This window comes from Achromobacter spanius (assembly GCF_002966795.1).
GTDB lineage: Bacteria > Pseudomonadota > Gammaproteobacteria > Burkholderiales > Burkholderiaceae_B > Achromobacter > Achromobacter spanius_D.
Window position 1 is genome coordinate 3,402,371 of the sequence record NZ_CP023270.1, and the last position, 17,821, is coordinate 3,420,191.

20 protein-coding genes are annotated in these 17,821 nt (G+C 66.9%); 11 read left to right on the forward strand and 9 right to left on the reverse strand.

All coding sequences use genetic code 11. From position 1 onward, the window contains the following. Positions 1-31 precede the first annotated feature (31 nt). Together CLM73_RS15255 and CLM73_RS15260 are read left to right on the forward strand one after the other, a co-directional pair. A complete protein-coding gene (locus tag CLM73_RS15255) occupies positions 32-1,012 on the forward strand; it encodes a tripartite tricarboxylate transporter substrate binding protein (protein WP_105239143.1) in 981 nt (326 codons plus the stop codon). Between the two features lie 64 nt (positions 1,013-1,076). Next, positions 1,077-1,409 (forward strand): cupin domain-containing protein, encoded by a 333-nt coding sequence (locus CLM73_RS15260; RefSeq protein ID WP_105239144.1) that lies wholly within the window; start codon positions 1,077-1,079, stop codon positions 1,407-1,409. 53 nt (positions 1,410-1,462) lie between these two features. On the opposite strand, the gene CLM73_RS15265 is transcribed toward CLM73_RS15260, so the two are convergent. The 3 genes from CLM73_RS15265 to CLM73_RS15275 form a co-directional block, all read right to left on the reverse strand. Then, on the reverse strand, positions 1,463-2,029 hold the full coding sequence (locus CLM73_RS15265; RefSeq protein ID WP_105239145.1) for a type 1 glutamine amidotransferase domain-containing protein: 567 nt from the start codon (positions 2,027-2,029) through the stop codon (positions 1,463-1,465). A 67-nt stretch (positions 2,030-2,096) separates the two neighbouring features. Next, entirely contained in the window at positions 2,097-3,386 is a 1,290-nt protein-coding gene (locus CLM73_RS15270; RefSeq protein ID WP_418904953.1) for a PQQ-dependent sugar dehydrogenase, read from the reverse strand. 38 nt (positions 3,387-3,424) lie between these two features. Then, a complete protein-coding gene (locus CLM73_RS15275; protein ID WP_105239147.1) occupies positions 3,425-3,853 on the reverse strand; it encodes a DUF2231 domain-containing protein in 429 nt (142 codons plus the stop codon). A gap of 147 nt (positions 3,854-4,000) precedes the next feature. On the opposite strand from CLM73_RS15275, the gene CLM73_RS15280 reads away from it, so the two are divergent. The 4 genes from CLM73_RS15280 (at position 4,001) to CLM73_RS15295 (ending at position 8,712) form a co-directional block, all read left to right on the forward strand. Continuing rightward, a complete protein-coding gene (locus tag CLM73_RS15280; RefSeq protein WP_105239148.1) occupies positions 4,001-4,405 on the forward strand; it encodes a DUF2946 family protein in 405 nt (134 codons plus the stop codon). Between the two features lie 194 nt (positions 4,406-4,599). Beyond that, positions 4,600-6,711 carry a TonB-dependent receptor gene (locus CLM73_RS15285; RefSeq protein ID WP_105239149.1) on the forward strand — a complete coding sequence of 704 codons (2,112 nt, stop codon included), beginning with the start codon at positions 4,600-4,602 and terminating at the stop codon, positions 6,709-6,711. A 13-nt stretch (positions 6,712-6,724) separates the two neighbouring features. Continuing rightward, positions 6,725-8,203 carry a PepSY domain-containing protein gene (locus tag CLM73_RS15290; RefSeq protein WP_105239150.1) on the forward strand — a complete coding sequence of 493 codons (1,479 nt, stop codon included), beginning with the start codon at positions 6,725-6,727 and terminating at the stop codon, positions 8,201-8,203. 32 nt (positions 8,204-8,235) lie between these two features. Beyond that, positions 8,236-8,712, forward strand: a complete 477-nt coding sequence (locus CLM73_RS15295; RefSeq protein ID WP_105241549.1) for a hypothetical protein — start codon at positions 8,236-8,238, stop codon at positions 8,710-8,712. 27 nt (positions 8,713-8,739) lie between these two features. Here the strand turns inward: CLM73_RS15295 and CLM73_RS15300 are convergent, their stop codons facing one another. The 4 genes from CLM73_RS15300 to CLM73_RS15315 all read right to left on the reverse strand — a co-directional run bounded on the left by CLM73_RS15300 (position 8,740) and on the right by CLM73_RS15315 (position 10,549). Beyond that, positions 8,740-8,937, reverse strand: a complete 198-nt coding sequence (locus tag CLM73_RS15300; protein WP_105239151.1) for a hypothetical protein — start codon at positions 8,935-8,937, stop codon at positions 8,740-8,742. Next, complete coding sequence (locus CLM73_RS15305) at positions 8,934-9,194, reverse strand: hypothetical protein (RefSeq protein WP_105239152.1); 261 nt, start codon at positions 9,192-9,194, stop codon at positions 8,934-8,936. The genes CLM73_RS15300 and CLM73_RS15305 overlap by 4 nt, the downstream gene beginning before the upstream one ends. Positions 9,195-9,278: 84 nt before the next feature. Then, positions 9,279-10,127 carry a c-type cytochrome gene (locus CLM73_RS15310; protein WP_105239153.1) on the reverse strand — a complete coding sequence of 283 codons (849 nt, stop codon included), beginning with the start codon at positions 10,125-10,127 and terminating at the stop codon, positions 9,279-9,281. Further along, positions 10,124-10,549 (reverse strand): c-type cytochrome, encoded by a 426-nt coding sequence (locus CLM73_RS15315; RefSeq protein ID WP_105239154.1) that lies wholly within the window; start codon positions 10,547-10,549, stop codon positions 10,124-10,126. Before CLM73_RS15315 ends, CLM73_RS15310 begins: the two co-directional genes overlap by 4 nt. Before the next feature lie 171 nt (positions 10,550-10,720). Here CLM73_RS15315 and CLM73_RS15320 point away from each other — a divergent pair, with 171 nt between their 5' ends. The 3 genes from CLM73_RS15320 to CLM73_RS15330 are packed head-to-tail and all read left to right on the forward strand — an operon-like array spanning position 10,721 to position 14,559. Then, positions 10,721-11,683 (forward strand): cytochrome c oxidase subunit II, encoded by a 963-nt coding sequence (locus CLM73_RS15320; protein WP_105241550.1) that lies wholly within the window; start codon positions 10,721-10,723, stop codon positions 11,681-11,683. After that, positions 11,680-14,214, forward strand: coding sequence for a cbb3-type cytochrome c oxidase subunit I (locus CLM73_RS15325; protein WP_105239155.1), 2,535 nt, complete (start codon positions 11,680-11,682; stop codon positions 14,212-14,214). The genes CLM73_RS15320 and CLM73_RS15325 overlap by 4 nt, the downstream gene beginning before the upstream one ends. Before the next feature lie 3 nt (positions 14,215-14,217). Then, positions 14,218-14,559 (forward strand): hypothetical protein, encoded by a 342-nt coding sequence (locus tag CLM73_RS15330; protein WP_105239156.1) that lies wholly within the window; start codon positions 14,218-14,220, stop codon positions 14,557-14,559. Positions 14,560-14,592: 33 nt separating this feature from the next. Here CLM73_RS15330 and CLM73_RS15335 read toward each other — a convergent pair whose 3' ends face one another. Further along, the gene (locus tag CLM73_RS15335; RefSeq protein WP_105239157.1) at positions 14,593-15,546 is read right to left on the reverse strand and encodes a cation diffusion facilitator family transporter; all 954 of its coding nucleotides are present in this window, start codon (positions 15,544-15,546) and stop codon (positions 14,593-14,595) included. Positions 15,547-15,714: 168 nt separating this feature from the next. Between CLM73_RS15335 and CLM73_RS15340 the strand changes: the two genes are divergently transcribed. After that, complete coding sequence (locus tag CLM73_RS15340; protein ID WP_105239158.1) at positions 15,715-16,347, forward strand: NAD(P)H-dependent oxidoreductase; 633 nt, start codon at positions 15,715-15,717, stop codon at positions 16,345-16,347. Between the two features lie 23 nt (positions 16,348-16,370). Further along, on the forward strand, positions 16,371-16,982 hold the full coding sequence (locus tag CLM73_RS15345; protein ID WP_105239159.1) for a TetR/AcrR family transcriptional regulator: 612 nt from the start codon (positions 16,371-16,373) through the stop codon (positions 16,980-16,982). A gap of 14 nt (positions 16,983-16,996) precedes the next feature. On the opposite strand, the gene CLM73_RS15350 is transcribed toward CLM73_RS15345, so the two are convergent. Beyond that, the gene (locus CLM73_RS15350; RefSeq protein WP_105239160.1) at positions 16,997-17,809 is read right to left on the reverse strand and encodes a class I SAM-dependent methyltransferase; all 813 of its coding nucleotides are present in this window, start codon (positions 17,807-17,809) and stop codon (positions 16,997-16,999) included. Positions 17,810-17,821: the final 12 nt, after the last annotated feature.

Here is a 17,821-nt window from a genome sequence, read left to right on the forward strand (position 1 = left end):
CCGCCAATGTCAAAAAATCACGGAGACTTCCATGCGTTCTGTATTCAAACCCTTCGCCCGCGCCATGCTGGCCGCGTCGCTATTGGCGGGCGCGGCGGCGGCGCATGCCGATGCCTATCCCGACCACCCGGTGAAGTGGATCGTGCCCTTCCCGCCCGGCGGCGCGATGGACAGCATCGCGCGCACACTGGGCGAATCGCTGGGCAAGCAGCTCCACACGTCGTTCATCGTGGAGAACCGCGCGGGCGCGGGCGGCAATATCGGCGCGGCGGCCGTGGCGCGCGCCAAGCCGGACGGCTACACCATCCTGATCGTCGCCAACGGCATGGCCGTCAATCCCGCGCTGTACCAGGACCTGAACTACGACCCCATCAAGGATTTCGCGCCGATCTCATTGTTGGCCGTGGTGCCGAACGTGCTGGTCACCAATCCGGCACGCACCGGCGCGACCAGCGTGCAGGACGTGATCGCCAAGGCGAAGGCGCAGCCCAAGCACTACACGTACGCCTCGGCCGGCGTCGGCACGTCGATCCATCTGGCCGGCGAGATGTTCGTGTCGATGACGGGCGTCGACATGTTGCACGTGCCGTACAAGGGCAGCGGCCCGGCCGTCGCCGACCTGTTGGGCGGACAGGTCGACTACATGTTCGACAGCATCACGTCCGCCAAGCCGCACATTGCCAGCGGCAAGCTGCGCGCGCTGGGCGTCACGACCACCAAGCGCTCGGCCGCCCTGCCCGACGTGCCGACCCTGCAGGAAGCAGGCGTGCCGGGCTATGAGCTGATGCCGTGGTTCGCCGCCTTCGCGCCCGCGGGCACGCCGCCGGACGTGGTGGCCAAGCTGAACGACGCCATGCGTTCGGCGCTGGCAGACCCCAAGGTGAAGGCAACGCTCGATTCGATCGGAGCCGAGCCCATCGGCAGCACGCCGGACGCGCTGCGCGACCACCTGGCCAAGGAAACCGCGCAATGGAAGGAACTGGTCAAGGAACGCGGCATCAAGATCAACTGATCGGCCGCGCGGCGCCGGCCTGGGGTATCGTGGGGGCCTCTTCTCCCTGCGAAGGAAGTCCATCATGGCCCTGAAACACGCGGATCCCGGGCAAGTCATCGATCTGAAGCCCTATGGCGCGGCGCTTGCGCAGAAGCAGTCGGTCGCGCTGTTCAAGTCCGAGGATCTTGAGGTCATGCGCCTGGTGCTGCTGGCCGGCAAGACCATGCCTTCGCACGACGTCGAGGGAGAGATCACCCTGCAATGCCTGGAGGGCAGCGTGGAGGTCTCGACCGACGGCGCCACGCACATCCTGGACGCCGGCCGTCTGATGTACCTGCCTGGCCGGGCGCCGCATTCGCTTTTTGCGCTGGAGAACGCGTCGGTATTGGTGACGGTGGCATTGAAACGCCCGTAGCGCTTACCGCTGTGGGCGCATTCATGTTCCCTGTGTAGCTGCCGCCTGCCAGCCTATCCGCGCGCACGCCCCTCGACGGCCTTTCGCAGCACACCGATAAACGCCTCATTGAACGCGGGAATGTCGTCAGGCTTGCGGCTGGACACCAAGACGCCGTCGACGACGGCCTCCTCATCCACCCACTCAACGCCTGCATTGCGCAGGTCGTCCTGCAGCGACGGCCAACTGGTCATCCTGCGTCCCTTGACCACGCCAGCAGAAATCAGCAGCCACGCGCCGTGACAGATGACCGCGACCGGCTTGCCCGCGTCAAAGCACGCGCGCACCAGCGCCTGCGCCTTGGGCTGCATCCGGATTTCATCGGCATTGACCACCCCGCCGGGCAGCAGCAACGCGTCAAAGACATCCGGCTCCGATGCAGCCTGCAGAAACGTAAGGTCCACCGGAAACCGGTCGCCCGGCTTGTCGTGATGAAAGCCCTGGATCGGGTCGGTGCGGGCGGACACCAGCACCGTGCGCGCGCCCTCCTCATGCAGACGGTGGCGCGGGCCGGTGAGCTCGACCTGCTCGAATCCATCGACAGCCAGGATGGCGATGTTGACGTCTTGAAGTGTTGCCATGTTTGCTCCTGTTGCGCGGCCCCCCGGCGATGCGATGCATCGCGTGGGAGGCCTTGGGTATGGTTTGTCAGGGCCGCGCCGCAGCGACCGGCTTGGGCGGTTGCGCAGGCTGTGCCGGCTGCGTGGGGGTGACTCGCCAGATCGTGTTCGACAAGTCGTCCGCGACAATAAGCGCGCCCTTCGGGTCCACCGTCACGCCCACCGGCCGGCCGCGCGTCGTGCCGTCGCTGTCGCGAAAGCCTGCGACGAAGTCGACGGGCGGGCCAGATGGCCGGCCGTCCGTGAACGGCACGAAGACCACCTTGTAGCCAACCGGATCCTTGCGGTTCCAGCTGCCGTGCTCGCCGACGAAGACGCCGTTGGCAAAGCGATCCCCCATGGAAGCGTCCGAGAAATCGACGCCCAGCGCCGCGACGTGCGAGCCCAGGCTGTAATCGGGCGCGATGGCCGACGCGACCTTGGCCGGATCCTGCGGCCGGACGCGGTCGTCCACGTTCTTGCCCCAGTAGCTGTAGGGCCAGCCGTAGAAGGCGCCTTCCTTGACCGTCGTCAGATAGTCGGGCACCAGATCGGGACCGATCTCATCGCGTTCGTTGACCACGGCCCACAGTTGGCCGGTGTCGGGCTGAATCGTGAGCGCGGTCGGGTTGCGCAGTCCCGTGGCGTAGGTCTTGTATTCGCCGGTGCTGGCATTCACGCGCCACACCCGTGCGCGGTCAACTTCAGCCGTCATGCCGCGTTCGGTGATGTTGCTGTTGGAACCGATGCCCACGTACAGATACTGCCCATCGGCGCTGGCGGTCAGCGCCTTCGTCCAGTGATGGTTGATCTCGGCCGGAAGCGGCGTGACGACTTCGGGCGGTCCGCTCGCCTTGGTCTGCCCCGGTTGGTACTCGAACCGCACCAGCGCGTCCTGATTGGCGACGTAAAGCTGATTCCCGATCAGCGCCAGACCGTACGGCGCGTTGAGGTTTTCAGCAAAAACCGAAGCCTCGTAGGTGCCGTCGCCTTCCGGGTCGCGCAGCAGCGTCAGCCGGTTGCCGCCCTTGACCGGGCTGGTGCCCCGGGCCTTGATGACGGCCGCAATCACGTCTTTGGGTTTGAGATCGGGCGCACTGCCGCCGCGGCCTTCGGCCACCAGGATGTCGCCATTGGGCAGCACGAGCGTCTGCCGGGGAATCTTCAGATCGGTGGCAATGGCCGAAATCTTGTAGCCCTCGGGAACGGTGGGCACCTTGTCGCCCCACGGGGAAGGCTTGGCGATGACCATATCGGGCAGCAGGCCGCGTTCGGGCTTGGGCAGATCGGGGGAAGGTCCGTATTGGCCTCCGGCCTGCGCGCTGCACACGCCTGCCATCACCAGCAGCGGCAGCCCGGCAATCAGTCGTAGATGCTTCATAGCGGCCCCCGGATGTGCGGCGTGCGAAAACCCAGCCATAGCGCCAGCAGCGACAGCACGGCACCCACCGCGGACAGGATCAGTGCGGTGGGCATGCTTGCCCAGGCGTCGCGGGCGTGCAGAAGCGCGTTGAACAGGCCCACAAGCCAGGCCGCCAGCAGCACCACCGCATAGGGCACGATGCCGCGCGCGCGCTGCGTGGCCCGGAACAGGTCCACGATCGCAAACAGCAACGCAATCGCGCCGAACAGCAGGCCCCCGACTAACAGCCAGGAGGCGAAATTGTTCCATTGGATGTGGAAAGTCTGCGCATAGGCAGCATCCGCGAGTGCCGCGCCGAGAAACAAGGGAAACATCCCGGCAAGGAACACCGCAGGCATGGGGCGCACGGTAAGGGCGTACCGATTTTCGATGAGTGGGGTCACTGGATCGCCTCGTGAGTTGCGGGCCGGAGCAAAGGCCCGTTCGGCCCATCGCAGCAAGTCGTGTGCCTGTCGCGGGCCCTGCGACCGAACGCCGCATGCGTTTCCATTCGGATCGAATGCGTAAGGTTCTGTAATAGAATCCTGCCCATGTCGATTCACCGGGACTCTGCGTTTCAGCCCCGCGGCCTGCCTTGGCGCTTGCTCGTCTGCCTGGCAATGGCCGCTTTTGTGCTGCGCGCTTTCATCCCGACCGGCTACATGGCGGGGCCATCCACGACCTCGCTGATGCTGACGCTGTGCGAAGCCGGCGGCACGATGAACGTGACGTTCGACTTGCCGGGAGAGCAGGATTCCAAGCACGTTGCGGGTGAGGCCTGCGCTTTTGGCGCCCTCGCCGCGCACGTGATCTTGCCGGACACGGGGCTTGTGCCCGTGCTGTCCGCGCGGGCCGCCTACGCCGCGCCCGAAATCCCCGTCTACCGGGCCACGCCGCCGCTTCCGGCCCTGGGGCCGCCTCTAGGGTCACGCGCCCCGCCTTCCCTGTCTTCCTGATTCGCCGCGCGCGCGTCTGACGCCGCGCACGGCAGCGAAGAGCGGGAGCCCCCGTAAGCCATCACTACGGGCCATCACCACGGCGCCAGCGCATCGGCGCCGCCTGCTCGGCCATCCCCTCTTCGCCCGCGCTTTGCCGACCGGCCTTTCATGCCGGCGGCAGATCATGTCGAAGACAAAGAAGAGGGGTCATCTTGACCATCGTTCGTACGCACGCGTGCCTCGGCACGACGCTGATCCTGGCCGCTTTCAACGCTGCCGCCCAAACCGCTCCCGCCACGCTCGCCCCCATCACCGTGGTCGGCGGCGCCGACACGGCGCTCACCACGGAGGCCTCCACCGGCTCCAATCTGGGCCTCACGCCCATGCAGACGCCCGCCAGCGTCGACATCATTTCGCGAGAGCAGATCGAGTCCCGCGGCGACGCCAGCGTGATCGAAGCGATCACCCGCGCACCGGGCTTCTCGGCCGCGCCCCACCCCGGCAACGGCAACAGCGCCCTGTCGGTGCGCGGCTTCACCGACAGCACGTCGGTCATGCGGCTGTACGACGGACTGCGCCAATACGGCGGCGTCGGCCTGACGTTTCCGTTCGACACGTGGTCGGTCGAGCGCATCGAGGTGCTGCGCGGGCCCGCGTCCGTCATCTACGGCGACGGCGCGATCGGCGGCGTCGTAAACGTGATCCCCAAGCGCCCCACCCGCGGGCCGATCCAGAACGAGGTGCAGGCAACCATCGGCACGCAAGACACGGCGCGGCTGGGCCTGGGCAGCGGCGGCGCGCTCAGCGATACGTTGTCGTATCGCCTGGACGTCAGCGGCAACTACACGGACGGTTATGTCGACCGGGGCCAGTCGGGCGACGCCACGTTCTCCGGCGCGCTGCGTTGGGACGCCACGCCCGACCTGAACATGACGTTGAGCTATGCCTACGGCTACCAGCGCCCGATGCGGTATTTCGGCACGCCGATGATCAACGGCGAGCAGGACGACGCCGTGCGCAAGCAGAACTACAACGTCGCCGACAGCTTCATGCGCTTTCGCGACCAGTGGACGCAGCTGGACACCGTCTGGACGCCGAACGACGCGACCACGGTGCGCGCGCGCCTTTACCACGTGCAGAGCGACCGTGATTGGCGCAATGCCGAACGCTACGTCTACAACCCCGCGACGAGCCTGATCGACCGATCGGACAACACGCAGATCACGCATGACCAGACCCAGACCGGGCTGACGACGAGCGCCGTCTTCAAGGGCTCGCTGGCCGGTCTGGACAACACGGTGTCCGTGGGTTTCGATGTCAACCACGCCACGTTCAAGCACATCAACAACACGTACACGGGCAGTTCGGGATCGGTGGATCCGTATGACCCGGCTCACGGGCAGTACCAGAGCGACGTGCCGTTCATTCCGCGTTACCGCAACAAGGCCGACCAGTTCGCCCTGTTCATGGAAGACCGCCTGGCGCTGACCAGCAAGTGGTCCATCATCGGCGGCCTGCGCTACGACCACGCGAAGGTCACGCGCGACGACCTGGTCACCGATCAGCGCGCCTTGTCCAAGACGTTTTCCGACGTGGGCTGGCGCATCGGCACCGTGTATGACGTGACCCCGGATCTGGCCGTCTATGCGCAATACGCGGAAGCCGCCGATCCGGTCAGCGGGCTCTTGATGATCAGCCCGTCCAACGCGTCATTCGAGCTGTCGCGCGGCAAGCAGATCGAGGTCGGCCTGAAGCAGAACTTCATGGACGGACGCGGCGAATGGACACTCGCGGCCTACGAGATCCGCAAGACCAATCTGCTGTCGCGCGACGCCGACGATCCCAGCCTTCGGGTGCAGGTAGGCGAGCAATCGTCGCGCGGTCTGGAAACGTCGCTGTCGCTGGCGGTCGCGCCCGGCTGGACGATCGACGCCAATGCCACGGTGCTGCGGGCCAAGTACGACGACTTCTCCGAGTCCGTCGGCGGCGCGGCCGTGTCGCGCGCGGGCAATGTCCCGCCCAATGTGCCGCAACGCCTGGCCAACCTGTGGCTGAGCTGGAACTTCCAGCCGGGCTGGACCGCAATGGGCGGCATGCGCTATGTGGGCAAACGGTATGCGGACAGCGCCAACACCATCGAACTGCCGTCCTACACCACGACAGACCTGGCGCTGCGCTGGGATGTGAACAAGGACACCGCCATCACGGCCCGGGGCTTCAACATCTTCGACCGCGCGTACTTCACGACCGCCTACTACACCAACACCCAGTGGATGTATGGGCCGAGCCGCCGGTTCGAGCTGACGCTGAATCACCGCTTCTGAGCGGGGCGCGACCATGGACGTCAAGGCGCGCCTGCGCAGGCTGACCTACCTGGCGCATCGCTGGCTGGGGGTCGGCGGCTGCCTGCTGATGCTGGTGTGGTTTCTCAGCGGCATCGTCATGCTGTATGTCGGCTACCCGAAGCTGACGCCCGAAGAGCGGTTCGCCAGCCTGCCCGTGCTGGCTGCGGACGCTTTCAAGCCGTTGGCCGCGGCGCAGTCCGGCGGCACACTTGCCGTGCTGACATCGGTGCGCGGCGAGCCGACCTACATCGCGCCAACCCCGGACGGCCCGCGCGCCTGGTCCGCCCGAACCGGCCAGGCTGATGGCGCGGTGACGGCGGACATGGCCGTGGCCGCGGCGCATGCCTTTTGGCCTGCGGGCGCGGCCCGGTATGCGGGCCTGATCGACGAGGACCGCTGGACGCATTCGCGCGGGCTGGACCGCCATCGCCCGCTGCATAAGGTGAGCATGGAGGGAGACGCCGCAGGCACGCTGTATGTGTCGTCAGCGACGGGCGAAGTCGTGCTGGACGCACCGATTGCGCAACAGCGCTGGAACTACGTCGGCGCGTGGCTGCACTGGCTGTACATGGCGCGCGACCGGTCCGTCGATCCGGTCTGGAGCTGGATGGTGATCGCGCTGTCGGCCGTCTGCACCGTGCTGGCGGTCAGCGGCACGGTCGTCGGCGTGTGGCGATGGCGCTTTCGCGGCCGCTACAAAACGGGCGCGCGCACGCCGTACCGCGAGGGCTGGATGCGCTGGCACCACATCATCGGCCTCGCCTTCAGCGCGTTTGTCTGCACCTGGATCTTCAGCGGGCTGATGTCGATGAATCCGGGCGGGCTATTCGCCGGCTCCGATCCCGGCCCTGACCGGCAAGCCATGGCGGGCGCGCAACTCGCCGCGCCGATCGCGGACCCGCAGCCGGTGCTGCAGGTGCTGCACGATGCGGGTTTTCAACCCGTTCAGCTCGAATGGCGCCGGATGGCGGGCCAGCCGTACGTGCTGGCGCGCGACGCGATGGCAGGCAGCCGCATTGTTCGCCGAGAGGATGGCGCATTGATCGTGCAGCCGGCGTGGCAGCCTGAAGCAGTCCTTGACGCCGCGCGCGCGCTGTTTCCCGGCGCGACCGTTCAAGCGACGTTGCTCGATCACTACGATGCCTACTACTACGCGCGCCACGCCGAAGCGATGAACGGCGGCGCACCACGCGGGCTGCCAGTCCTTCGCCTGGATTTCGACACCCCGGCCGGCGACCGCGTCTACGTGGATCTGCGCACCGGCGAACCGGTGCTCAGCCTGTCCGGCGCGCAGCGGGTCGGACGCTGGCTCTTCTACTTTTTGCATAGCTGGGACACGCCCGCCCTGCTGAATGCCGGTGTGGGGCGGGACCTGGCGCTTATCCTCTTGAGCCTCGGCGGCCTGGCCGTGTCCGCCACCGGCATCGTGCTGGGCGCGCGGCGGCTGGGCTGGTCGCGCGGGCGCCAGTAGAATTGCGCAATCTTCCGACCGCCACGCACGAGATGACGCTTCCTCCCGAACCTTATTCCCCCCGCCGCATTGCCACGCTGGGCGTGTGGCGCGAGGCAGGTCATTCGATCAAGGCGTACGGCATCCACCGCGACCCGGACGTTGCGGGTCCGATCCTGTCCAATCCCGTCACCGCGTCAGTCCGCGCCGCCGTGCGCGGCGTACTCAACGAACACGCTGTCGGTCCGCGCACCCATGGTCTTGGCTACTGCATTGCGCACGTAGGTGAGGAAGCCGTGTGGCTGCTCGTGGACTGGTGGATCTCCGGCGGCATCGTGTGCCAGCGCATGCTCTCCGCGCCGCTGGCCCGGCCGGACGCGTTTACACCGGTCAACGCGCCCGCGCTGGCGTGCGTATGGGAACTGGCCGTGATCGCGCATGAACGCGACGCGTGGGTGCGGCACATGCTTACCGCACGGCCAGACGCGGACGGATATCTGCACGACGCGCTGGCCGCCGGGCGATATTGACGCGAGGCGCGCGGTACTGACGCGGATTCAATCCGAGTGCGGTTGAGGCGGGGTATCCATCGTCGCGTCTACCTCGGAGACCGTCTCGCCCGGATAGGCGACCCGGGCGGCTGCCGCGGCGTCGTCGCGTGTCGGATAAGAGCCCGCGTCCTCCTGAACGCCCAGCAAGGCGATGCCACGAAAACCCCAGTGGCCATCCGCGCGCTGAAAGACTTCAACGATCATTTCTCTTCCTCGTCGCGGTCCGGCGCGGGACGCGTGTCGTTGCTGCCAGGCAGCGTGCCATTACGCGCCTCGGCTTCTTCCTGCGCCACGGCCTGATCGAAGCCCGGCTGATCATGGCTGCGTGCGCGCGGCGGGTGGTCCACGTCAGGCACGCGCTCCGGCGTCGTGGCATGGCCGGACGGGCGCAAAGCGCCTTTGTTGACGTCGGGCTGGCCGGGGATGGAATCCCGGGCGTTGTCGGATTTCGGTTGCGTCATGGAAAGGCTCCGGTGCACCAAGGTGATTAGCAGGCGAGCAAGTGCCGTTCCTGCACGCGGCCCCCTGTCACGCAGACAAGCGGTTCACGGCCCCTCGGTCAATGTGCGCAGGAACGCGGCGATATCCTTGGCGTCCTGTTCGCTGACGCCCAGGCCGGGCATGGCCGTGCCCGGTTTGACGTCTGTTGGATTGCGCAGCCAGCGCTCCATATTGGCGGGCGTATTGGGCAGGACGCCCGCGATGTACGGCCGCTCACCCATCTGATCCAGCGCCGGGCCCACGTAGTTCCACGCGCCTGGCACGCCCGGAATCGCATGGCAGGTCACGCAAAGATATTGCTGCAGCGCATCGCGGCCGGCCCGGGCATCTCCTACGCGGGCCGCCGGCTGGACCTTTTCAAGCGGCGTGGCGGGCGGTTGGTCATCTTCGCCGCGCCGATAGTCTTCGGCGGACAGACCCGGCAACACACGCAGAAACGCCACCACATCCCAGATCTCGTCGTCGGACAGCCGATACTGCCACGCCGGCATGCCGGTCATTTTGATGCCCTGCCGTGTGACCCAGAAAATCTCGGCCGCCGTCCGCATCCGCGCGGTCGCAACCAGCGCAGCCGGCGCCGGGTTCAGCCCCAGCGCGTACGGCTGCGGCGCCACCCCCGGCCCGCCGTGGCATTGGGCGCAGTGGGCGCGGTACAGGTGCGAGCCGTTCTGGATGCGTTCGGCCGCGTCCAGCTCGGGCGGCACGATGTCGGCCGACCGCATCTTCACGGCCCGCGTCAACGCGACATCAAGCAGATGGTGCACCGGCGTGGTGTGCGGCGACGTGGCGGTCACGTCATACATGCCGAAATACACCACGGCGCCACCCACCGCGCCGGCGGTGGCGGCGGCAGCAACAAGCGTGAGCGCGGCGGTGCGCTTCCAGCGCTTCATGGTGCACTCGCCTTACGGTCGGCGCGCAGCATCAGATAGGCGGCGATATCCTCGGCGTCGGCTTGTTGCAGCCCGGTGTCGGGCATGGCCGTCCGGGGGTTCACCGCAGGCGGATCCATCAGCCAGCGCACCAGATTGTCAGGGGTGTTGGGCAGCAGCCCGGCCACGTACGCCTGCCGCGCCATGTTGCCCAAGGGCGGGCCGACGCGGGACGCCGGACCGCTGACGCCGGGCACGGTATGACACGCGGTGCAGCCGTGTTCGGCGATCAGTCGGCGGCCTCGATCGGGGTCGGCCCGTTCGCGCAATCCCCCCGCTCCGTCTGCGGGAAAGAGCGACGGCTTGTCGTCCTGACAGGCGCCCAGCAGCAACATCGCAGCCAGGGCCGGTAGCAGGCGGTTGGGTCGGGCAATCCGGCGCAAGGCCGTCTCCTGAATCGCGCGGGTCGGCGCAGAACCTCGAATGGCCAGCAACTCTTGTGCCTGCGTTGCTTGTGCGCACGCGGGCACGAAACATGCTGACGGAGCATCTCGCGGGCCGGCAGCCCGTTGGCCGGGTCGGCCATCGCGCGCTGGATCATCCATTACAAGAACATGGCGAATATCCTACCTATCGTGCTCGCCGCCGCGTTGCCCGTTGCCGCCTCGGCTCAACCCAGCGGTGAGGACGCCGCGCGGATCGCCGAGATCGGCGGGGTGCTGTACGTGGGCGCGGCGGCGATCTTCGCCGCAGTGGCCGCGATGCTGGCGCTGGCGATGTTCGGTCCTGCGACGCTGCGCCGGCGGCTTTCGCGGCCCGGGCTCATCGTGGGCGCGGGCATCGCGTTTCCCGTCGTGGCATTGACCGCCCTGCTGATCTACGTGCTGACCCCTTCCCCATCGGCGGCCCGTGACAAGGCATCGTTCGCCGCGCGCATCGAAGTCACGGGCGAATTGTGGTGGTGGCGCGTGCGCTATCTGGATGCGTCCGGCGACTTGCTGTTCGAGACCGCCAACGAGATCCGCATTCCCACGGGCAAGCCGGTGCAATTCCTGCTCAAGTCCGACAACGTGATCCACAGTTTCTGGATTCCCGAACTGGGCGGCAAGCTCGACATGATCCCCGGCCGCGTGAACCGGATGCGCGCGCTGGCACGGACGCCGGGTACGTTTCGCGGCCATTGCGCCGAGTATTGCGGCGCGCAACACGCGCAGATGCTGTTCGACGTGCAAGCGGTGGACGCGCAAGCATTCGACGCCTGGGTGCAGGCACAACGCCAGCCGGCACGCGCGCCCGACCCCGAGCTCAAGCCAGCGGCCGAACGATTCACGCAGGCCTGCGCGCAATGCCACACGGTACGCGGCACCGCGGCACGCGGCACACTGGGGCCGGACCTCACCCATGTGGGCAGCCGCCGGTCCCTTGCGGCGGGCATATTGCCGAACAACGTAGGTGCGATGGGCGGTTGGATCGCCGGCAGCCAGCAGATCAAACCCGGCAATGGCATGCCGTCCTTTGACCAATGGCCTGGCGATGACTTGCGCGCCGTGGCCCGTTACCTGGAAAGCCTGAAGTGACGCGCCAGACATCCTCGACCGAGCTTCCCAATGCGCTGCCGCGGCCAGAAGGCGAACTCGAGCAGCTCGAACGCGCCTGGAAGCGTCCCACGGGATGGCGGGCGCTCACGGTGGTCAACAACACGTCCATTGGCCTGCTGTACATCGGCACCGCGCTGCTGTTTTTCATCCTGGCCGGCGTACTGGGGCTGATGATGCGCACCCAGCTGGCCGCGCCGGACAGCAACCTGATCGGCCACGAGCTATACAACCAGCTCTTCACCATGCACGGCACGGTGATGATGTTCCTGTTCGCGGTGCCGGCCGTGGAGGCGGTGGCCGTGCTGCTGCTGCCCAACATGCTGGGCGCGCGCGACCTGCCGTTTCCGCGGCTGTCGGCCTACGCCTATTGGGCCTATGCGATCGGCGGGCTGGTGTTCTTCTGCAGCATCTTCGTGGGGCTGGCGCCCGACGGCGGCTGGTTCATGTATCCGCCGCTGACCAGCACCAAATACTCGCCCGCGGTGAATGCCGATCTGTGGCTGCTGGGCATCGGTTTCATCGAGATCTCGGCAATTGCCGGCGCCATCGAGCTGGCCGTCGGCATCCTGCGCACGCGCGCGCCCGGCATGACGCTGGACAAGATCCCGGTGTTCGCCTGGGTGATGCTGGTGTTCTGCGGGATGGTGATCATCGCGTTTCCCGCGGTCATCGTGGCCACGGCGCTGCTGGAGCTGGAGCGCGCGTTCGACATGCCGTTCTTCATTGCCGAGCGCGGCGGCGATCCGCTGCTGTGGCAGCACCTGTTCTGGTTCTTTGGCCACCCCGAGGTCTACATCATCTTCCTGCCCGCCGCCGGCATGGTGTCGATGATGATTCCCGCGATGACCGGCACGCCGCTGGTCGGCTATCGCCTGGTGGTGCTGGCGGTCGTGTCCACGGGATTCCTGAGCTTTGGCCTGTGGGTCCACCACATGTTCGCGACCGGCATTCCGCAGTTGTCGCTCAGCTTCGCGTCGGCAGCGAGCATGGCGGTGTCGGTGCCGACCGCCATCCAGATATTCGCCTGGATCGCCACCATTGCCGCCGCTGTCCGGCTGCGCCCGCTCAGGACGCCGACGCTGTTCATCCTGGGATTCTTCTTCGTGTTCGTCATTGGCGGCCTGACCGGCGTGATGGTGGCCGTCATTCCGTTCGACCTGCAGGCGCACGACACCTACTTCGTCGTCGCGCACCTGCACTACGTGCTGTTCGGCGGGATGGTGTTTCCGCTATTCGCGGCGTTCTACTACTGGACGCCCTTCATCAGCGCGCGGCGGCTGTCCGAGCGGCTGGGCCGTTGGGCCTTCTGGCTGATGTTCGTGGGCTTTAACGTCGCGTTCTTTCCGATGCACTTCACGGGGCTGGCCGGCATGCCGCGTCGCGTCTACACCTACGCCGAAAGCCAGGGGCTCGGTCCGCTGAACCTGCTGTCGACCGTGGGCGCCTACCTGATCGCCGCCGGGGTGCTGATATTTCTGATCGATCTGGCGCGCAACTTCCGGCCAACCATCGACAACAATGCGGGCAATGTCTGGGACGCCGGCACGCTGGAGTGGCTGCCCAGCGGCAGCTACGGACTGCGCAGCGTGCCCACGGTCACCAGCCGCGAACCGCTGTGGGATCAGCCTGGCCTGGCACAGCAGGTGGACGACGGCCAGCATTACCTGCCCAATGCGCCGGCCGGCTTGCGTACCACGCTGGTGACCAGCGCGCTGGACGCCCGCCCCGACTATGTGCTCCCGCTACCCGGCCCCGCATGGTCGCCGCTGCTTGCCGCCGTGGGTACCGCCGGGTTCTTTCTGCTGCTGACCTTCAAGCTGATGGCGCTGGCGGCGGCGTTTGGCGTGCTGGCCGTTGTGTCGCTCTGGCGCTGGCTGTGGGATGCCGACACCGGCCCCGACTACCCGCCGGTGGACATCGGCGGCGGCCTGCGGCTGCCCATGCTGTGTTCGGGCAGCGCGTCGCATGCGTCGTGGGCGATGGTGATGCTGCTGATTGTGTGCGCCAGCATCTTCGGATCGTTGCTGTTCAGCTACCTGTTTCTGTGGACCACGAATCCGCAGGCCTGGCCCGCCGCCAACGCGCTGCCCTCGCCGGGCTTGCCGATGCTGTCGGCAGTCATGCTGGTGGCTGGCGCGGGCCTTGCAGCGGCCGCGTCGCGGCTGATGACGCAGGACCGGCAAGCGGCGCTGCGCGGATGTGTCGCCGGCGCGGCGCTGTTGCTGGCCGCGGCGCCCGCGCTGGACCTGACCGCGCACTGGCAAACCGGCCTGCGCCCCCAAGCCACCGCCTACACGGCAGCAACTTACGCCGTCGCGGGCCTGCAGGCCCTGTTTGGCGGTCTTTCAGTCGTGATGGCCATCTTTATGGTGGCGCGGTCGCTGGCGGGCAGACTCAGTCCCACGCGCCGCGCGGCGTTCGACACCACCCGGGCGATGATGTATTACACCGTGGCCCAAGGGCTGATCGCACTGGCGTTGCTGCACGCCTTTCCGCGGCTGACGGGATAAGCCATGAGGACGCGCTTCTCGGTCGAACTGCTGTACCTCATCGCCGGCCCGCTGATCTGGCTGGCGCATTTTCTGTTCATCTACATCGTCAACGCGCTGGCGTGCGCCCGGTCGGCGCTGACGGGCCTCTGGTTGGGATTGCCGGTGTCGTCATGGATCATCGTCGCGGGCAGCGCGGCGGCGCTGGCCGGGATGGCGCTGGCCGCGTGGCGCCAGCGTGCGCGGGTGCGCGCGCAGGGCTCGCCGCCGTTTCATGCCTGGCTTTGCGCGGCGCTGTGCTGGTTGTCGGCCGTGGCGGTGGTCTGGGAAACGCTGCCCGTATTCCTGATGGCAGCGTGTCTTTGAATAGGCGCTCGGCCGCTGGCTCCGGCGCTGGCCCTATTCCGCCCACTCCGGGTCGCCGGTGAACACCACCGTCAGCCAGCGATCGGGGCTGTCGGCGCCAAGCGCCTCCCCGATCTCGTCGCGCAGGCTGTCCCACGCCCCGATGCCCCGCGCCGGCGTCTCGGCCGGCACGATGAAATACAACTCGATTTCCTGCGAACGGCCGACCTTCGCGACGTACGCGCGATACGACGCGAAGCCATGGCGCTGCACGAAGGCCTGCGCCACCGAGTCCACGTGCTGTTTCAGATCGGCAGGCGTGACCAGCAGCATCTCGGACAACGCCTGGCGGATGACCGACAGCGGCAAGGGGATGATCACGGCGCACACCACCGCCAGCACGGCCGGGTCGATGTAGGGCGAAATCCATTCCCATCGCGTGCCCTGCACGCCAAAACCGATACAGAACGCCACCAGCAGCGCCGCCGTAATGCTGGCCGACATGATCCAGCCCTTCAGGTCCATGTGCAGGAATGCCGACCGGATCCGGCGGTTGGCGCGCGCCTCGGCCAGCGCGATCGCCACGCAGGCCGTGAGGGTCAGCACGGCATAGACAAGCGCCAGGCCAAATTCCAGATCGCGCCCCCCTTTCAGCAGGCTGCTGATCGCATTGATGAGCGCGTAGATCGCCACGCCGCTGAGCAATATGCCGCTCAGCGCGAGCACCATGGGTTCCAGGTGCCAGAACCCCATCGTGAAGCGCTCGCGCAGCTTGCGCGGCAGTTGCCGGGACGTGGCGTACGAGGTGATGAGGCGGACGACCACCAGCGATAGCGCGCTCATGCTGGCGTCGACCAGTGAATAGACGCCGTCAAAGACGATGGAAAACGATCCCGAGGCCACGCCGAAGCCGATGCCGATGACGGCAATGCAAAGCGTGACCGCGATGGATATCCGCAACACGCCCTGCTCCGAGCGCAGGTCGAACAATGCCGTTCGCGAGGTCATGGTTCCTCCGATGGGGACTGATCTGGCGACACGATAACCGTATCGATCCCCGGGCGGTGAACGGCCGGGCGTGGCGAATCCCGCGTGAGGCGTCAGGTTTTGCTGGCTTAACCTACTATTCGTAGGCTACGATTAGTAGGTTAATTCATTGAATCAAAGGAAATCGCCATGCACGCGCTTATCGTTGTTGCTCATCCCGACGCGAAATCCCTTACACACGCCATCGCCCAACATGTCGCGCATGGGGTCGCGGATGGGGACGCACATGAGGCCGCGCAGCAGGTCCCGGAAACCGGACCGCTGCATACATTCGAGGTAGCGGACCTGGCCGCCGAAGGCTTCGACCCCCGCTTCACCCAGGCCGACGTGGACCTGCATCTGACCCGCTCGAACCCGCCCGCCGACGTGACCGCCGAACACGCGCGCCTGGATCGGGCCGACGCGCTGGTGCTGGTGTATCCCGTGCACTGGTGGTCGTTTCCCGCCTTGTTGAAGGGCTGGATCGACCGCGTGTTCACCAATGGCTGGGCCTATGACGCCATCCCCGACGGCAAGGTGGTCAAACGCTTGCAGCGGCTGCAGGTGCATCTGGTCGCCAGCGGCGGCGCCGACATGCGCACGTATGCGCGGCACGGCTACTTCGGCGCGATGAAGACGCAAATTGATCACGGTATCTTCGGCTACTGCGGCGCGCGCGTGGCAACATCCGATCTGCTGGTGGCGTCCGACGCCGGATACCCCGAAGCGCACCTGACCGCCGCGCGGGCCATCGGCCAGCGGATCTTTGCCCCGCAGCCGTGAGCCCGACCTCAAAGAGACCCCAGATGACGTCCCCACCCGCCCCCTCCCCCCGCCGCCGATTGTCCAAGGACGCGCGGCAACGCCAGCTCATCGACGTGTCCTGGGCGCTGATCCGCGACGAAGGCACGGACGCGTTGACGCTGGGTCGTCTAGCTGAGCAGGCCGGGGTCTCCAAGCCCGTCGTCTACGACCACTTCGGCACACGCAACGGGCTGCTGGCGGCGCTATACCAGGATTTCGACCAGCGCCAGACCGCGATCATCGACGACGCCATTGCTGCCAGCAAAGCCACACTGCAAGCCAAGGCAGATGTCATCGCGACCCGGTACGTGGAATGCGTGTCGGCGCAAGGGCGTGAAATCCCCGGCGTGCTCGCGGCGTTGAACGGCTCCCCGGAACTGGCAGCGGTAAAGACGCAGTATCAGCACGCGTTCATCAGGAAATGCCAGGACATCCTCGCGCCGTTCGCCGGCCCGCAAGGCGTTTCCCTGGCAGGTCTGTGGGGCATGCTGGGCGCGGCCGACGCGCTGTCGCAGGCCGCTGTCGCAGGCGACATCACCCAGCAAGCCGCGCGCGACGAACTGTTCCGGATCATTCTGGACCTGGTCAAACGCGCACGCGCCCCCGCCAACTAGGAGTTCGGCTTGCGCTACTTAGTCGCGATGACCAGGTGCGCCTGGATCTTTCCTGTGATCGCGCCGGCCCCATAGCGATTGGCCAGGGCCTGCGCCGCCCGCTCCGTGGCGGGCACCAGCAGGCTGACGTCGCGCGCTTCGATTTCGTTGCGCAGCGGCGTGCCCTGGCAATAGGCGGTTGCCGCTTCCTGGGCGGACTGCGCGCGGCTCACTTCCTCGTGCGTTTCGATCTGGACGTCTTCGAAGCCTGCCCGGCGCAAGTCATCCTGGATACGCACCTTGTCGTGGTAGCCATGCGGCGTGCGGGAAATGAAGACCGGTGGGTCCCCCGGAAACATCTCGGCGACGGCCTGCTCGACAACGCCGGCAAATTCATTCTCTTCAACGCTGTCCCAGACGCTGAAGACAAAGCGCCCGCCGGGCTGCAGGACCCGGCGCGCCTCGGCATAGGCGCCGATGCGATCAGGAAAAAACATCGCGCCGAACTGGCAGCACACGACGTCAAAGATTTCGTCTTCAAACGGCAGGTGCATGGCATCCGCCTGCCGCCATTCGATACGGCCGCCCTCGGGCTGGCGGGCGGCTGCGTAATCAAGCATGGGCTGATTGAGATCGGTCGCCACATAGCGCGTCCCGGCACCCAGCCGCGGCGCCAGCGCCCGTGTGACCGCGCCGCTGCCCGCCGCCGTTTCCAGCACCGCGCGCGGCGAAAACCCTGCGACCCGCGCCGCCATGCCCGCCGCATAGGGCGCGAAGATCATAGGGACCATCAGGGTGTCGTAAAGCTTCGGAATCGAACCGGTGAAGGCCTTGTCGATGTCGGTCATGGTGCTACTCCT

What these genes read in the sequence shown, in the direction of transcription:
- CLM73_RS15255 (WP_105239143.1), top strand. Translation starts at nt 32, where the DNA reads ATGCGTTCTGTATTCAAACCCTTCGCCCGCGCCATGCTGGCCGCGTCG.
- CLM73_RS15270 (WP_418904953.1), bottom strand. Translation starts at nt 3,386, where the DNA reads ATGGCAGGCGTGTGCAGCGCGCAGGCCGGAGGCCAATACGGACCTTCC.
- CLM73_RS15350 (WP_105239160.1), bottom strand. Translation starts at nt 17,809, where the DNA reads ATGACCGACATCGACAAGGCCTTCACCGGTTCGATTCCGAAGCTTTAC.
- CLM73_RS15305 (WP_105239152.1), bottom strand. Translation starts at nt 9,194, where the DNA reads ATGACGCAACCGAAATCCGACAACGCCCGGGATTCCATCCCCGGCCAG.
- CLM73_RS15310 (WP_105239153.1), bottom strand. Translation starts at nt 10,127, where the DNA reads ATGAAGCGCTGGAAGCGCACCGCCGCGCTCACGCTTGTTGCTGCCGCC.
- CLM73_RS15300 (WP_105239151.1), bottom strand. Translation starts at nt 8,937, where the DNA reads ATGATCGTTGAAGTCTTTCAGCGCGCGGATGGCCACTGGGGTTTTCGT.
- CLM73_RS15345 (WP_105239159.1), top strand. Translation starts at nt 16,371, where the DNA reads ATGACGTCCCCACCCGCCCCCTCCCCCCGCCGCCGATTGTCCAAGGAC.
- CLM73_RS15330 (WP_105239156.1), top strand. Translation starts at nt 14,218, where the DNA reads ATGAGGACGCGCTTCTCGGTCGAACTGCTGTACCTCATCGCCGGCCCG.
- CLM73_RS15265 (WP_105239145.1), bottom strand. Translation starts at nt 2,029, where the DNA reads ATGGCAACACTTCAAGACGTCAACATCGCCATCCTGGCTGTCGATGGA.
- CLM73_RS15340 (WP_105239158.1), top strand. Translation starts at nt 15,715, where the DNA reads ATGCACGCGCTTATCGTTGTTGCTCATCCCGACGCGAAATCCCTTACA.
- CLM73_RS15320 (WP_105241550.1), top strand. Translation starts at nt 10,721, where the DNA reads ATGGCGAATATCCTACCTATCGTGCTCGCCGCCGCGTTGCCCGTTGCC.
- CLM73_RS15290 (WP_105239150.1), top strand. Translation starts at nt 6,725, where the DNA reads ATGGACGTCAAGGCGCGCCTGCGCAGGCTGACCTACCTGGCGCATCGC.
- CLM73_RS15335 (WP_105239157.1), bottom strand. Translation starts at nt 15,546, where the DNA reads ATGACCTCGCGAACGGCATTGTTCGACCTGCGCTCGGAGCAGGGCGTG.
- CLM73_RS15280 (WP_105239148.1), top strand. Translation starts at nt 4,001, where the DNA reads ATGTCGATTCACCGGGACTCTGCGTTTCAGCCCCGCGGCCTGCCTTGG.
- CLM73_RS15295 (WP_105241549.1), top strand. Translation starts at nt 8,236, where the DNA reads ATGACGCTTCCTCCCGAACCTTATTCCCCCCGCCGCATTGCCACGCTG.
- CLM73_RS15260 (WP_105239144.1), top strand. Translation starts at nt 1,077, where the DNA reads ATGGCCCTGAAACACGCGGATCCCGGGCAAGTCATCGATCTGAAGCCC.